This window comes from Oceaniovalibus guishaninsula JLT2003 (assembly GCF_000299575.1).
GTDB classification, from domain to species: Bacteria; Pseudomonadota; Alphaproteobacteria; order Rhodobacterales; family Rhodobacteraceae; genus Palleronia; species Palleronia guishaninsula.
The window spans coordinates 20,887-36,276 of sequence record NZ_AMGO01000007.1 but is presented as its reverse complement, the minus strand read 5'-3'; the positions used below and the strand labels follow the sequence as shown (position 1 = coordinate 36,276).

At 67.4% G+C, this 15,390-nt stretch carries 13 protein-coding genes; 8 read left to right on the top strand and 5 right to left on the bottom strand.

All coding sequences use genetic code 11. The features are described 5' to 3' along the window. The first annotated feature begins 42 nt into the window (after positions 1 to 42). Complete coding sequence (locus OCGS_RS01820) at positions 43 to 1,080, top strand: ion channel (RefSeq protein ID WP_007425510.1); 1,038 nt, start codon at positions 43 to 45, stop codon at positions 1,078 to 1,080. A gap of 75 nt (positions 1,081 to 1,155) precedes the next feature. Here the strand turns inward: OCGS_RS01820 and rpmB are convergent, their stop codons facing one another. Continuing rightward, positions 1,156 to 1,443 (bottom strand): 50S ribosomal protein L28, encoded by a 288-nt coding sequence (gene rpmB, locus OCGS_RS01815; protein WP_007425509.1) that lies wholly within the window; start codon positions 1,441 to 1,443, stop codon positions 1,156 to 1,158. Between the two features lie 112 nt (positions 1,444 to 1,555). Then, a complete protein-coding gene (gene meaB, locus OCGS_RS01810; RefSeq protein WP_007425507.1) occupies positions 1,556 to 2,551 on the bottom strand; it encodes a methylmalonyl Co-A mutase-associated GTPase MeaB in 996 nt (331 codons plus the stop codon). Positions 2,552 to 2,579: 28 nt separating this feature from the next. Between meaB and hrpB the strand changes: the two genes are divergently transcribed. Continuing rightward, positions 2,580 to 5,000 (top strand): ATP-dependent helicase HrpB, encoded by a 2,421-nt coding sequence (hrpB, locus tag OCGS_RS01805; protein WP_007425506.1) that lies wholly within the window; start codon positions 2,580 to 2,582, stop codon positions 4,998 to 5,000. 157 nt (positions 5,001 to 5,157) lie between these two features. Here the strand turns inward: hrpB and argF are convergent, their stop codons facing one another. The 3 genes from argF to OCGS_RS01790 form a co-directional block, all read right to left on the bottom strand. Further along, a complete protein-coding gene (argF, locus tag OCGS_RS01800; protein ID WP_007425505.1) occupies positions 5,158 to 6,063 on the bottom strand; it encodes an ornithine carbamoyltransferase in 906 nt (301 codons plus the stop codon). A 54-nt stretch (positions 6,064 to 6,117) separates the two neighbouring features. Beyond that, positions 6,118 to 7,296 (bottom strand): aspartate aminotransferase family protein, encoded by a 1,179-nt coding sequence (locus OCGS_RS01795; RefSeq protein ID WP_007425504.1) that lies wholly within the window; start codon positions 7,294 to 7,296, stop codon positions 6,118 to 6,120. 164 nt (positions 7,297 to 7,460) lie between these two features. Then, positions 7,461 to 8,243 carry an ABC transporter permease gene (locus OCGS_RS01790; RefSeq protein ID WP_040610352.1) on the bottom strand — a complete coding sequence of 261 codons (783 nt, stop codon included), beginning with the start codon at positions 8,241 to 8,243 and terminating at the stop codon, positions 7,461 to 7,463. A 247-nt stretch (positions 8,244 to 8,490) separates the two neighbouring features. On the opposite strand from OCGS_RS01790, the gene OCGS_RS01785 reads away from it, so the two are divergent. From OCGS_RS01785 to OCGS_RS01760, 6 genes are all read left to right on the top strand, one after another. Then, a complete protein-coding gene (locus OCGS_RS01785; RefSeq protein WP_007425501.1) occupies positions 8,491 to 9,075 on the top strand; it encodes a GcrA family cell cycle regulator in 585 nt (194 codons plus the stop codon). A gap of 139 nt (positions 9,076 to 9,214) precedes the next feature. Next, positions 9,215 to 9,601 carry a hydroxyisourate hydrolase gene (gene uraH / locus OCGS_RS01780; RefSeq protein WP_007425500.1) on the top strand — a complete coding sequence of 129 codons (387 nt, stop codon included), beginning with the start codon at positions 9,215 to 9,217 and terminating at the stop codon, positions 9,599 to 9,601. Between the two features lie 106 nt (positions 9,602 to 9,707). Next, positions 9,708 to 10,742: an HlyD family secretion protein gene (locus OCGS_RS01775; RefSeq protein WP_007425499.1), complete on the top strand. Its 1,035-nt coding sequence runs from the start codon at positions 9,708 to 9,710 to the stop codon at positions 10,740 to 10,742. A 9-nt stretch (positions 10,743 to 10,751) separates the two neighbouring features. After that, positions 10,752 to 11,774 carry an FUSC family protein gene (locus OCGS_RS01770; protein WP_007425498.1) on the top strand — a complete coding sequence of 341 codons (1,023 nt, stop codon included), beginning with the start codon at positions 10,752 to 10,754 and terminating at the stop codon, positions 11,772 to 11,774. Continuing rightward, positions 11,771 to 12,865 carry an AI-2E family transporter gene (locus OCGS_RS01765; protein WP_007425497.1) on the top strand — a complete coding sequence of 365 codons (1,095 nt, stop codon included), beginning with the start codon at positions 11,771 to 11,773 and terminating at the stop codon, positions 12,863 to 12,865. Before OCGS_RS01770 ends, OCGS_RS01765 begins: the two co-directional genes overlap by 4 nt. Continuing rightward, positions 12,862 to 15,381, top strand: coding sequence for a membrane-bound PQQ-dependent dehydrogenase, glucose/quinate/shikimate family (locus OCGS_RS01760; RefSeq protein ID WP_007425496.1), 2,520 nt, complete (start codon positions 12,862 to 12,864; stop codon positions 15,379 to 15,381). Before OCGS_RS01765 ends, OCGS_RS01760 begins: the two co-directional genes overlap by 4 nt. Positions 15,382 to 15,390 lie beyond the last annotated feature (9 nt).

The following is a 15,390-nucleotide window of genomic DNA, read 5'->3' as shown; positions in this document are numbered from 1 at the left end:
CCCTGCCCGGCCCCATGCGTTCGCCTGGACCTGGAGGACTGCATGACGAAACTGTTACCGACGCTGGCCGTTATCCTGGCCGGCCTGACCGTGCCTGCCTGGGCGCAGGATCGCATCACCATCGGCATGGTCGAACAGCCGCCCTATGCCACGTTGACCGCCGACGGATCCTGGACCGGCATGGCGCCGACGCTCTGGCGTCTGATCGCCGAGCGCGAGAATGTCGATTACGACATCGTGCCGATCGCGTATCGCGACGTTGCCGACGCGCTGGATGGCGGACGTATCGACGTGGCGGGGCCGGTCTATGCCACCGCAGAGATCGAGCGCGCCGTCGATCTGACGTTGCCCTTTCATACCTCGACGCTCGGCCTCGCTGCGCCTCAGCGATCGGAAATCTTGTCGGTCGTGCGGGGGTTCGCTTCGATCGAGTTCCTTCGCCTCGTGCTGACCATGTCGGTGCTGCTGCTGATCGTGGGCGGTATCGTATGGCTGGTGGAACGCCGGCGGAACGAGGACCAGTTCAGCCGCAAGCCGCTTCAGGGTCTGGGCGACGGGTTCTGGTGGGCCGGCGTCACGTTGACGACCATCGGTTACGGCGACAAGGCGCCGATCACAACATTGGGCCGGACGGTGGCGATGTTGTGGATGATGGTCGGATTGGCAGTCAGCGCCGCGCTGACCGCTGCCATCGTCACGCTGGCCGGGGCAGAAGCCTCGAACTTACGCAGTCAGATTGCCGACAAGGATGTCGGTGTCGTGTCGAACAGCACGTCGGAACGCTTCCTGCGCGGCCGTGAAGCCAACATCATCATCTATTCGGATATGGAATCGATGCTCGATGCCTTGGAAGAAGGCGAGGATATCGAAATGGCCGCAGGCGCCAATCTGGTGCTGCGCGACGCGCTGAGACGCGAAGGCCATTCCTTTACGGTCGAGGAGACGCAGCTCGATCCGATCATGGTGGGCTTTGCCACCGCGGAAGGATCGCCCCTGCGCGATGCGATGAACCGTGCCTTGCTTGCCGCACTGTCCGACGAAAGCGGCTGGGACATCGTCAGCCGCTACGTGGACGAGTAATTCACCAGCACGACCCACAAAACATAAAAACCCCGCCTGAAAGGCGGGGTTCGATCTTTAAAAGATCCGGTCGGCTCAGACGGAAGTGCGGGCCTTGGCGATGTCCTTCTTGATCTTCAGCGCGTTAGCCGACAGCTCGGAATCCTTGGCCTTGGCCATGAACCCGTCCAGCCCGCCCCTGTGATCGACCGTGCGCAGGGCCGCCGCCGAAATCCGCAGCTTGACGGTGCGGCCCAGCGATTCGGACATCAGCGACACATCGTTCAGGTTCGGCAGGAACCGGCGGCGGGTCTTGTTGTGGGCATGGCTGACATTGTTGCCCGACATCGGGCCTTTTCCGGTCAGTTCGCAAACGCGCGACATCGGTTCATCCTCGGTCTGGTGCGCCACGCCGGGGCGGGCGCGCAATAGGGGCCAGCCCGAGCGGATGCCGGGCGATACGGTTCGCGCGCAATACGCCCGGCGGCGCGTGCGGTCAAGGCCCGGACGCCAGATCGTCCAGCAGCACCATCGCGGCGGCGGTCGCGGGCAATTCGGCGCGCGCGACGCGGGCGCCCAGATCGTCCATCCGCGCGGCAAGTGCCGGATCGGCGGTCAACCGCGCCATCAGCCCCTGACGCACGGCCTCCTCGAACCAGTGACGGTTCTGATCGGCACGGGTCCGGTCCCAGAGACCGCTTTCTCGCCGATGGCGGGCCAGTGCCTGCATGGCGTTCCAGGCGGCGTCGATACCCATGCCGGTGACGGCCGAGACGGTCATCGCGCAGGGAAAATCGGGCGCATCGCCCGGTCTCTTGCGCATCAGACGCAGAGCGCCCGCATAGTCGGCGCAGGTGCGCCGGGCCTGCGTGGCCAGATCGCCGTCGGCCTTGTTGACCAGCACGATGTCGGCCGCTTCCATGATGCCGCGCTTCACCCCCTGCAACTCGTCCCCGCCCGCAGGCGCCAGCAGCAGCACAAAGAGGTCGGTCATCCGCGAGACCAGCGTTTCGGATTGCCCCACGCCCACGGTTTCGACCAGCACGATGTCGTGGCCCGCCGCCTCGACCAGCGCGATCGCCTCGCGGGTGCGGCGGGCGACGCCGCCGAGTTCGGTCTGGCTGGGCGAGGGGCGAATGAAGGCGTTCGGGTCGCGCGCCAGCCGGTCCATCCGCGTCTTGTCCCCCAGGATCGAGCCGCCCGACCGGGTGCTGCTGGGATCGACCGCCAGCACGGCGAGGCGGTGCCCTGCCCCTGTCAGCATGGTGCCGAATGCCTCGATGAAGGTCGATTTGCCGACGCCGGGGGTGCCCGACAGGCCGATGCGCAGGGTGCGGCGGCCCGGATCGGCCACCGATTGCAGCAGGGCGGCGGCACGGGCGCGATCCTCGGGCCGCGTCGATTCGACCAGCGTGATCGCACGGGCCAGCGCGCGGCGGTCGCCCGAAAGTAGCGGTTCTGTCAGCGGGTCGAATGCAGTGTCGTCGGGCATGGCCCGATTGCACCGTGCGCGGCTGTAAATGTCCAGCCCGGCAAGCTATGGCAAGAACATGACGCCGCTGCCAATAGACGATGTCCTGCCAGAATTGCGCGAGGCGATCGGCGCACAGGGCCGCGCCGTGCTTCAGGCGCCGCCGGGCGCTGGCAAGACGACACGCGTGCCGCTGGCGCTGCTCGACCGGATCGCGGGGCGCATCGTGATGCTGGAACCGCGCCGGCTGGCCGCCCGCGCCGCGGCCGAGCGGATGGCCGAGACGCTGGGCGAGCCGGTGGGCAGAACGGTCGGCTATCGCATGCGGGGCGACGCGCGGGTTTCAGCAGCGACCCGGATCGAGGTCGTGACCGAAGGGCTGCTGATCCGCATGGTGCAGGCCGATCCGGGTCTGGATGGCATCGGTTGCGTCATCTTCGACGAATTTCACGAGCGCGGCCTCGACGCCGATCTGGCGCTGGCCTTGGTCTGGGAAGCACGGCAGGCGCTGCGGCCCGATCTGGCGGTGATCGTGATGTCGGCGACACTGGATGCGCAACCGGTCGCCGCGATGCTGGACGCCCCGCTGATCACCAGCACCGGCCGCATGTTCCCGGTCGAGGAGCGGTGGCTGGACCGGCCGCTGCCGGAAGGCCGGCGATGGGACGCGGCAATGGCCGCCCTGATCGCCCGTGCGGTGGACGAAACGGATGGCGGCGTGCTGGCGTTCCTGCCGGGCGAGGGCGAGATCCGGCGCGTCGCGCGCCTGCTGGATGTCGCGGCGGCTGTGCGGCCGCTTTTCGGGGCGATGCCCTTTGCGGACCAGCGCGCAGCCATCGCGGGCGGCGGGGCGCGCAAGGTCGTGCTGGCCACCGCCATCGCCGAAACCGCGCTGACCATCGAGGATGTTCGTGTGGTGGTGGACGGCGGCCTTGCGCGGCGGGCACGGTTCGATCCCGGCAGCGGCATGACCCGGCTTGTGACCGAGCGCGTCAGCCGCGCCGAGGCCGCGCAGCGCACGGGGCGCGCGGGACGGGTGGCGCCGGGGGTGTGCTATCGCCTCTGGACGCGCGGGCAGGACGGCGCGCTGCCCGCCTATCCGCCGGCCGGGATCGAGACGGCCGATCTGGCGGGGCTGGCGCTGGAGCTGGCGATCTGGGGCGCGAACGATGCCGCCGCCCTGCCCTTCCTGACCCCGCCGCCCGAAAGCGCGTTGGCCGGGGCGCGCGCGCTGCTGGAGGATCTGGGCGCACTGGCGGACGGGCATGCCACCGCTGCCGGTCGGGCCATGGCCGCGATGCCGGTGCACCCGCGGCTGGCGCACATGCTTCGGGTCGCCGGGCCGGATGCAGCCGATCTAGCGGCGCTGCTGTCAGAACGCGACATCCTGCGCGATCGGGGCGCCGATCTGACGCTGCGGTTGCGGGCCCTCCGGGATCCGGGCGCCTTCGGGGTGCCCTCGGGCGTGGCCAAGCGGATCCGCACGGATGCCGCGCGATTGCGACGGCTGGCGGGCAAGGCGCGCGCCGGACTGGATCCGGCGCAGATGGCGGCGCTGGCCTATCCGGACCGCGTCGCGCTGCGGCGAGCGGGCGATGCGCCGCGCTGGCTGCTTTCGGGCGGCAAGGAGGCGGTGATGGATGCGACCGATCCCCTGTCATCCGCGCGGCTGCTGGTCGTGACGGATACCGACGGCGACCCGCGCGCGGCCCGCATCCGCGCGGCCCTGCCCATCGCCGAGGGCGCCTTGCGGACGGTGCTGGGCGGCCACATTGACTGGCACGATGTCTGCGAGTGGTCGCGACGCGACGGACGGGTGATCGCCCGCCGGCAGGAGCGGCTGGGAAGCATCGTTCTCGACGACCGGGCCTGGGCCGACGCGCCTGCCGATGCGGTTGCGCGGGCCATGCTGATCGGGGTGCGTGAACTGGGACTTGCCCCCGACCCCGCAGCGCGACGGTTCCTGGCCCGCGTGGCGTTGGCGGGCAATCTGTTCGACACGACTGAAGCGGCGCTGCTGGACAGTGCCGTAGACTGGCTGCTGCCCTGGCTGGACGGTATGCGCAGCGCGGGCGACTGGAAGCGGTTCGATCTGCTGCCCGCCCTACGCGCGCGACTGGACCATGCGCAGATGCAGCGGCTGGATCGCGAGGTGCCGGGGCATATCGAAACCCCGCTGGGGCGGCGGATCGCGGTGGATTACGACGGCGATGCCCCGCAGATTGCCGTGCGCGTGCAGGAAATGTTCGGGATGACGACCCACCCGCAGGTGGCGGGCCGGCCTTTGCGCATCGTTCTGCTGTCGCCGGGTAGCAAGCCGGTGCAGGTGACGATGGATTTGCCGGGCTTCTGGACAGGCAGCTATGCCGATGTGCGCCGCGACATGCGCGCCCGCTATCCGCGCCACCCCTGGCCGGACGATCCGACGCAGGCCGAACCGACCCTGCGCGCCAAACGGCGGGGGACGTGAACCTTTACCGCTTTCGCAGCATCTTGCACGGCGCGTCGTCCATGGCGGCAGGGAAGGCGTTCCCGACTACCATCTGCATCCGGCCGGCCAAGGCGGACGCGGCTGCCGCCGGCGGGGTGGGAGGGCTGTGGACGAGGACGCGGAGGCTTAGCGCGGGTCAGACGCCCAGACAGTACCGCAGGATGGCCTTTTGCGCGTGAAGGCGATTCTCGGCCTCGTCCCAGATGACCGAGTGGGGGCCGTCCATGACGGCGCTGGTCGCTTCGTCTTCACGGTGCGCGGGCAGGCAGTGCATGAAAAGCGCGTCGGGATTGGCGCGCTGCATCAGCGCCTCGTTCACCTGATAGCCGCGCAACTGGTTGTGCCGGCGTTCGCGCGCGGATTGGGGATCGTGCATGCTGACCCAGGTGTCGGTCACGACCAGGTCGGCCCCCTCGACCGCCTTTCGCGGATCGCGCTCGATTCTGTAAAGGCCATCCAGCGCCGGATCGGGGTCGAGTGGGGGGGGGCCTGTGAAGGTCAGGTCGAACCCGAATTGCCCGGCGGCATGGGCGAAGCTGGCGAAGACGTTGTTGCCGTCCCCGGACCAGACCACCCGCTTGCCCGCGATCGGACCGCGATGTTCCTCGAACGTCATCACGTCGGCCATGATCTGGCACGGATGGCTGCGGTTGGTCAGGCCGTTGACGACCGGCACGTCGGCATGTTCGGCCATGTCGAGCAACGTCTGCTCCTCGAACGTGCGGATCATGATGAGATCGACATAGCGGCTGAGCACGCGGGCGGTGTCGGCGATGGTTTCGCCGTGGCCGAGCTGCATGTCGGCTCCAGACAGCACCATCGTCTGCCCGCCCATCTGGCGCACCCCCACGTCAAAGCTGATGCGGGTGCGGGTGGACGGCTTCTCGAAGATCAGCGCGACCATGCGGCCCGCCAGCGGCTGTGCGTCGTCGGGCGTCCCGCGCGGGCGGGCGCCGCGCGCGTCCTTCATCGCACGCGCGGCGTCGATGATGGCGCGCAAATCGGCCGACGGCGTGGTGTCGATGTCGAGGAAATGAGACATTGGGTCGCCTGATTGCAGGTCGGGAAAAGGGGGTATTTGAAGAAAGATGAAGGATCAGGCGGCATCGCGGCGCAGGGCCGCGGCTGTCCGGTCGAGGCGGCGGATGCCTTCGGCCAGTTCGTCCCCCGTGATCGTCAGTGGCGGCAGCAGGCGCACCACATCGTCGGCGGCCGGCACGGTCAGCAGGTATTGCGCGTATCCGGCGGCAACGAACTCCGCGGGCGCGACATGCAGCTTGAGTCCCAGCATCAGGCCCGATCCGCGCACATGGTCGATGATATCGGGATGCGCGGCGGCCAGTCCTTCGAGCGATTGGCGAAACCCTGCGGCCTTGCGGCGCACGTCGTCGAGGAAGCCGTCGGCCGTCATGATCTCCATCACCCGCGCGCCGACGGCGCAGGCCAGCGGGTTGCCGCCATAGGTCGATCCATGGGTGCCGGCGGTCATGCAGGACGCGGCATCCTCGGTCGCCAGCACCGCGCCCAGCGGGAACCCCCCCCCAATGCCCTTGGCCACCATCATGATGTCTGGCGCGATGCCGGCCCATTCATGCGCGAACAGGCGGCCCGTGCGACCCATGCCGCACTGCACCTCGTCCAGGATCAGGAGGATGCCGTGGGTGTCGCAAAGATCGCGCAGGCCTTTGAGGCATTGGTCGGGTAAGGGGCGGATGCCGCCTTCGCCCTGCACGGGTTCGATCAGCACGGCGGCAACGGTATCGTCGAGCGTGGCGCGCAGCGCGTCGTGATCGCCCCACGGAAGCTGGACGAAGCCGGGAAGCAGCGGGCCGAACCCGTTTGTCATCTTCGCGGAGCCGGCGGCTGCGATTCCGGCGGCGGAGCGTCCGTGAAAGCTGCCCCCGAAGGCGACGATGGTGGTGCGGTCCCGGCCTTTGTCATGCCAGTGTTTCCGCGCCATCTTGACCGCCAGTTCGCACGCTTCGGTGCCGGAATTGGTGAAGAAGACGGTATCGGCGAAGGTGTGTTCGACCAGCAGGTCGGCCAGCCGCTGCTGCGCGGGGATGCGATAGAGGTTGGACGTATGCCAGAGCCGCCCCGCCTGCTCGGTCAGGGCGGCGACCAGATCGGGGTTGGCGTGGCCCAGCGCGTTGACGGCGATGCCGGCACCCAGATCCAGATAGCGCGTGCCGTCCTCGGCCGTAAGCCAGGCGCCCTGCCCCTCGGTGAAGGCCAGCGGCGCGCGATTATAGGTGGGCAGGATGGACGGGATCATGGCAAGCTCCGGGGAAGCGACAGCCCCATTGGTGGGCAAGGGGCGGCAAGGTGTCAACGACGGGACGGACGGCGGGACGCCTGTTCAGCGTCGGCGTCGGAGGTCGATGGCTTGCACGGTGTCCATGACGCAGCGGTAGCGCGCACCATTCGTCCTGTCCAGCGTCATTCCTTCATCCGATAGCCGCTTCGGAACCAGTGCCAGCCCAGCGCCAGAACCAGCGCGGTGGCCAGCGCGCAGACACCCAGCCCCAGCCAGGGCGAACTGTCCGAGCGTCCGATGAAGCCATAGCGCGCGCCATCGATCAGGTAGAACACCGGATTTGCGTGAGTGGCGAAGTAGATAGGCCGCGGCAGCGCCTCGATCGAATAGAAGGTGCCCGAAAGGAAGCTGAGCGGCTGGATGATGAAGTTCGAGATCGCGGCCTGCTGGTCGAATTTGGTGGCGACGATGGCCGTCAGGATGCCGACGCCCCCCATGAAGGCCGATCCCAGAACCACGTATATCAATGCCCAGAACGGATGCGCCACGCCGCCCAGAAAGAACGCGGTGGCGATGCCGATGGGAACCGCCACGAACAGCCCGCGCCCGATGGCACCGGCCAGATAGCCCAGCAAAAGCTCGGCCGGGGACAGGGGCGGCATCAGCGTGTCGACGATGTTGCCCTGCACCTTGGCTGTCATGATCGACGACGAGGTGTTGGCAAAGGCATTCTGGATCACCGTCATCATCAGGATGCCGGGGGCGAGGAACTGGATGAAGGGCACGCCCATCACGTCGCCGCGCGCCGGACCGATGGCCAGGGCGAATACGGCGAGGAACAGCCCTGCCGTGATCAGCGGCGCGGCCAGCGTCTGCGTCCAGACGGCCAAAAAGCGCCGCATCTCGCGCTGCGCCAGGGTATAGAGGCCCAGCATGTTCCACCGTCCGAAGCGGCGCACCCCCATGCCGGCGGGCGCCGGCTTGGCGGGACGGGACGGGGTGCCTTGGCGGCTTTGCGTCATCGGCTGGTTCATGCGGTTTCCCAAGGTCTGGCGCGGCGATGCGCGCGGTGCGCCTTGTATCGGGCGTCCGGGTGACTAGAATAGGTGTCTGCGGAAAAACTCAACCCGGTGCCGTTATGCGCGCCGTGCGGTGCGCCGCTGCCAAGGGATGCGGCGGCCTTGATCCGTCCGACGATTTGCGGGGAATGCGATGTCCTGGACCGACGAACGTGTCGAAACACTGAAGAAGATGTGGGGCGAGGGCCAGTCGGCCAGCGCCATCGCCAAGACGTTGGGCGGCGTGACGCGCAACGCCGTTATCGGCAAGGTGCATAGGCTGGGCCTGAGCAACCGCGCGGGCGGCGCCCCCGAGGGCGAAGGCGAGACCGAACTGGAAGAAGCGGCCGTGCCCGCCGAGCCTGTCGTCGAGGTCGTCGCGACGGAAGACCCCGTCGAGGAAGAGCGCGAGATACCATCGACGCAATCGGCCGCGCCGCCGCCCCTGACCGCCGCGCGCCGGCAGATCATTCCCGCAGGCCAGCCCCTGCCGCCGCAGCCTTCCGCCAACGAGATCAGCCCCGAAACGCTCGCCAGCGTCCGCGAGGTCGAAAAGACCAGCAAACGCATAAGCCTGATGGAGCTGACCGAACGCACCTGCAAATGGCCTATCGGCGATCCGGCCACGGCGGATTTCTGGTTCTGCGGGCTGGGCGTGCAAGCGGGTAAACCCTATTGCGAGGCGCATGTCAGCGTTGCCTTCCAGCCGATGAGCAGCCGGCGCGACCGGCGGCGCTGAACACGTCCCGCGGGGTTCGCGTTGCGCTGCAATCCCCGTTCTTTCGGCCAAATTCCGTATCCTGAAGGATTTCGTTCGGTCGTGCCGAACAATCCTGCGCCGGGCGTGTTCGGCATGGTAAAGCGCGAAAGGACACCGCATGCTTCGTATTCTATTTGCCACCGCCGCGATTGCCACGACTGCTGGAATGGCCAAGGCCGAAGATATATCGACCCACGTTCTGAACATTTCGACCGGCCAGGGCGGCAGCGGCATTCCGGTGACGCTGGACATGCAGCGGGACGGCGACTGGACGCAGCTGGGCACCGGCACCACGCAGGATAACGGCCGGGTCGAGGGGTTCGGCATCGACGCCACATCGGGGCTTTACCGGCTGACGTTCGATCTGTCGGGGTACGACGCGCTCGGCGATGCGCCGTTCTTTCCGCAGATCGCGGTCATGTTCGACATTTCGGACACGGACCGCCATCATCACGTGCCGGTGCTGGTCAGCCCCTACGGCTATTCGACCTATCTGGGGAACTAACGCCTCTGCGCGCGTGACAGAAGGATAGCCGGGCATGAGCGTAACAGACGAACCTGCAATGGGCCCGAAGCCAGCCCGCAACCCGGCGCGCAGAATCTCTATTCTCGTGCTGGTTCTGCTGGCGGTTCTGGCGGTTCTATACGCGTTGACTGATCGCCTGGCGCCCGCGTCGTCGCGCGGCATCGTCTCGGCGCATGTCGTGCAGATCGCGCCGCGCGTTTCGGGCGAAGTGACATCTGTGACGGTCGCGGACGATGCATTCGTGCGCGCGGGCGATCCGCTTTTCACGCTCGATCCGCGTCCGTTCGAATTGGCCGTGCGGCAGGCCGAAGCGAACCTTGCCAGCGCCACGCAGGGCATCGAGGCATCCAGCGCGTCGCTGGTCGCCGCCCAGGCGGCGGTGACGCAGGCGCGCACCAACCTCGATTCGGTTCTGGCCGATGCCGACCGCACCTTCCGCTTGGAAGAACGCGGCATCGCCTCGACCGCGCAGGGCGACGCCGCGCGCAACCAGGTCGCGGATGCCGAGGCGCGGTTGAGCACGGCCGAGGCAAATCTGGAAAGCGCGCGTGCCCAGCTTGGCTCGGAAGGCGCCGACAATCCCGCCATAGCGGCGGCGCAGGCGCAACTGGAACGCGCGCAATACGATCTGGCCTCGACCACTATAGCCGCGCCGCATGACGGTGTCGTAACAAACGTGACTTTGGCCGAAGGGCAATTCATCGGCGCGGGCCAGCCGGCGCTGACCTTCATCGACGCCGAGGCGGCCTGGATCACCGTCGATCTGCGCGAAAACCAGTTGCAGCGGGTCGGCCCCGGCGATCCCGCGCAATTGCTGTTCGACGCGGCACCCGGCATGATCTTCGACGGCAAGGTGCAAAGCATCGCCTGGGGCATCAATCCGGGGCGCACGGCGCAGGGGGGACTGGTCGTCAATCAGCCCACGAACCGCTGGTTCGAGCCCGCGCGCCGCATCCCCGTGCGCATCGAACTGGCGCAGAACGTCGCGGACTGGCCACGCTCGATCCGTGTGGGCGGCAAGGTGCATGCGTTGATCCTGACCGAAGGCACCGCGAACCCGATCGCTCTGCTGGCGCGGGGGTTGCAGCGCGTGCGGTCCTGGACCAGCTATCTGCACTGAAGGCGCGCGATGTATGTCACCCCCCGCCCGGATGTGAACGAGGATCCGCTTTGGGCGGTGCGGATCGCGGCGGTGGGCACGCTGGCCTATCTGGCAATCCCGCTGCTCGACCCTGGCCTGCCCGCGATCATCGCCGCCCTGCCCTTGGGGCTGATTGCGTCCCAGCGGCGCAGACTGAACGTCGTGCGCGCCGTAGGCGGGCCGGTGGCGATGGCCGTTCTGGCTGTCGCGATGACCTGGCTGGTCGAATGGCTGCGTCCCGTCCCGCTGATCTACATGGGCGCGATGTGGCTGGCCTATTTCTGGGGCTTTCGCCTGATCCTGCGCACGGGCGCGCAGGCAGGAATGTTGATCGTCGTCATCACCGTGCTGATGTCGGTGATGGGAATGCATGGAACCGCCCTGGTCGAGACGATGCGCGACGGGTTTCTACAGGCATCGCTGGTGGCGCTGGTGCTGGCGCCGCTGGTCTATCTGCTGTTTCCCCCGCGCACCGACCTGATCCATGTCGATGCGCCCGTTCCCACTTCGGGCAGCGTCGAGGTCGGCGCCGCCATTCGCGCGACGGTTCTGTTGGGCCTCAGCTTCTGGCTTTATTCGGTGATGCAGCCGACCGACATGATGATGGCGGTGATCGCCGCGATGGTGCTGGTCTTTCCCACCCGCCGCGCCGTTTTCTGGGAAGCGCGGCAGCGGGTGCGCGCGACGCTCTACGGCGGCGGGGCCGCGATGTTGGTTCTGTGGCTTTACACGATATCGCCGCATCTGCCCATGCTGCTGGGCCTGCTGTTCCTGACGGGGCTGTTTTTCGGCAGCAAGATGCTGGACGGGCCGCATCCCAGCATGGTTTACCAATACGGATTCTCGGTGACGCTGGCGCTGGTGGCGGGCGCCCTTTCGACGCAGGAGGCGGGCTATGCGACATTTACACGCATCGTGCTGACGCTGACGGGCGCCTTCGCGGCCGCGATGTCGGTCGCGCTTCTGGATGCGTTGACGCGCTGGCGCGGCCCGGCGCCGGTCGCGCCATGAGGGTCGAGCGCAATTCGCTGGGCACGCTGGTCAACGCGGCGCTGCTGGTGGTGCTGGGGGGGTTCCTGCTGATCATCGGCAAGCCGGTGCTGCTGCCGATCCTGGCCGCGATCATCGCCGTCTATATCCTGACCAGCGCGTCGGACGCGCTGGGACGGATGCCGGTGCTGCGCACCTTTCCCGGTGCCTTTCGCCGGTTTCTGGTCCTGCTGGCCTTCACGGCCGTCGTCGTCCTGCTGCTGGGGGTCGTCGTGGCGACGATCAGCCAGATCGTCGCGCAGGCCCCCGGCTATCAGGCCAATATCGAAAGGCTGGTCGCCCAGGGTGCCGACGCCTTCGGTCTGGACGAACGGCCCGACTGGCAGACGATCCGCGCCGCCACCTTCGGGCGCTTTTCGCTTCAGACCGTCATCAACACGGCGCTGTTCAGCATCACCACCATGGGCGCCTCGGTCTTTCTGGTCATCGTCTATTCCGCCTTCCTGATGGCCGAGCGCGCGGGTTTCGCGGCCAAGCTGTCCGCGGCCGTGCGCGACCCGGTGGACGCCGCCAAGACCGAGGCGATCATCCGTGACGTGAACCGCCGCATCGGCGATTATCTGGCGATCAAGACGCTGGTGAACGTCATTCTCGGGACGATCTCGTTCGCGATCCTCTGGGGCATGGGCATCGACTTTCCATTGTTCTGGGCGCTGGTGATCGGACTGCTGAACTATATTCCCTATTTCGGATCCCTCGTCGGCGTGGCGTTCCCGGTGGGATTGTCGGCGCTGCAATTCGGCGATCTGGAATGGACGCTTCTGCTGGCGGCGTTGCTGACCACGGCGCAGGTCTGGGTCGGGTCGGTGCTGGAGCCGCGCCTGATCGGACGGCGCGTGAACCTCAGCCCGTTCGTCGTGCTGGTTTCGCTGGCGGTCTGGTCTGCGCTTTGGGGCCTGCCCGGCGCGCTGCTGGCCGTGCCCTTGACGTCGATGGTATCCATCGTCCTGTCGGCCTTCGCGCCGACGCAACCCTTCGCCATCCTGATGGCGGACCGTATCGCGGTGGTCCAGGGGGCCGCCCTGATTCCCGAAAGGTATCCCGATCCATGACGCGCATCATCCTGTCGACACTCGTGCTGGCCTTGGGGGCCATCCTGGCCGTTGGGGGTGTCTGGCTGGCATCGCTTGGTGGCACCTGGGGCTACATCGTGCTGGGCGCGCTGCTGCTGCTGTCGGCGCTGCTGATGTATGGGCGGCGCAAAGGCGGGCTGGTCGTCTACGGCATTGCGATCCTTTTCGCGCTGGGATGGGGTCTGTGGGAGGTCGGGCTTTACTGGTGGGGTCTTGCGCCGCGGGGTGGTCTGATCATCGTGCTGGGACTGCTGTTGCTGCTGCCGCCGATGGTGCATTCGCTGCATCGGGGCACACAGGCCTTTCGCGGCTATGGCATCGAGGGGATGCTGATGCTGGCTTCCATCGGCATCGCGGTCGTCGTGGCGGCGGTGTCCATGGTGACGCAACCCTATGACATGCCGGGACGGCTGGAACCCGCGCGCATGTCGCAGGCGCCGCTGGCCGATCCCTATGTCGATGACGGCGAATGGGCGTCCTATGGGCGCACGCCCTATGGCCAGCGTTATTCGCCGCTGGCGCAGATCACGCCCGAAAACGTGGCCGAACTGGAGGTTGCGTGGGAATACCATGCGGGCGACGTGCATGTGGACCTGCCGGGCACCGCGCTGGAATCCACACCGCTGATCGTTGACGACACGATGTATCTGTGCACCCCGAAAAGCGAGATCATCGCGCTGGATCCCGTCACCGGCAACGAACGCTGGCGGTTCAGCCCCACGCTGACCGGCCTCGTGCCGCAGCTTTCGACCTATGCGACCTGCCGGGGCCTCAGCTATCACGACGCGACCGATCTGGGATGGGAAGTGTCGGATGCCCCCCTGCCGGACAAGCGCGAAGCCGCGAGGCTGATCCGCGCCAGCATGGACGGCGTGACCGTCGAGGCGGCGGGCGTGGCGCAGAACATCGTCGCCGGCACAGCCGAGGCGGGCCATCCCAACCCGGTGGTCAGCGACGATGCCCCGACAGAGCCTTCGCCGATCCGCGCCGATTGCCTGCGTCGTATCTTCCTGCCCACGCGCGACGCGCGGCTGATCGCGGTCAGCGCCGAGACGGGCACGATCTGCCCCGGTTTCGGAGGCGACGACGGCACGGTGAACCTTTGGATCGGCATGCCCAACGTGTCGCCGACCGCCTATTATTCGACCTCGCCCCCGCTGGTGACGGACGAGGTCGTGATCGTCGGCGGCAGCGTCAACGACAACCTGTCCACCGAACTGCCCTCGGGCGCGATCCGGGCTTTCGACATCCGCACCGGGCGGATGACCTGGACCTTCGATCCAGGCAATCCCGACGGCCCCTCGCCCCTGCCAGAAGGCCAGGTGTTCACCCAGAACGTCCCCAACAGCTGGAGCGTGGCAAGTTACGATCCCGACCTGAACTTGGCGTATCTGCCCATGGGGATCGGATCGCCGGACCAGTATGGCGGTTTCCGCACCGAGAATGACGAGAAATACGGCAACTCGGTGCTGGCGTTGAACGCCTCCACCGGGGCGGTCGAGTGGGTCTACCAGACCGTGCATCACGACATCTGGGACTACGACGTGCCCGCGCAGCCCAGCCTGGTCGATCTGACCATCGACGGCGAAACCGTGCCTGCACTGGTGCAGCCCACCAAGCAGGGCGAGGTGTTCGTGCTGGACCGCCGGACAGGCGAGCCGGTTCTGCCGGTGACGGAGGTGCCGGTATCTCAGAATGCCGTGCCGGGCGAGCGGCCTGCCCCTACGCAACCCGTTTCAGCCATATCCTTCGCGCCCGATTACGTGACCGGCGCGCAGATGTGGGGGCTGACACCCATCGACCAGATGCTCTGCCGGATCGACTTTCACCAAATGACCTACGAAGGCCGCTTCACCCCGCCCAGCGTCAACGGCACGCTGACCCATCCGGGCAGCTTCGGGGTGCTGAACTGGGGCGGTGTTGCGGTCGATCCGGTCCGGCAGATGGCCTTCGCCATGCCCGTCTATCTCGGTTTCGTCTCGACCCTGACGCCCCGGCCCGACAACCTGGAAACCATTGTGTCCCGCGAAGGTGCGCCCCTTGGCAACGAGATGTTCGGCGCCCCCTATGCCGCGGTTCTCAAGCCCTTCATGTCGAAGCTGGGGCTGCCCTGCCAGCAGCCGCCCTGGGGCTATGTCGCGGGCGTGGATCTGACGACCGGCGAGACGATTTACCAGCATGTCAACGGCACGGTGCGCGACATGTCGCCCGTCCCGCTGCCGTTCGAGACGGGGATCCCCGGCATCGGCGGCCCCATCGTGACGGGGGGCGGGCTGGCCTTCCTGTCGGGACAAGCCGATTATTACGTGCGCGGCTACGACCTGGCCACGGGCGAAACGCTGTGGCGCGCGCGGCTTCCCGCCGGCGGTCAGGCGACGCCGGCCACCTATCTGGGCCGCGACGGGCGGCAATACCTGGTCGTCATCGCGGGCGGGCACAACTATATCGGCACCAAGCTGGGCGATGCGGTGATCGCCTATACGCTGCCGGAATGAGATACCGCG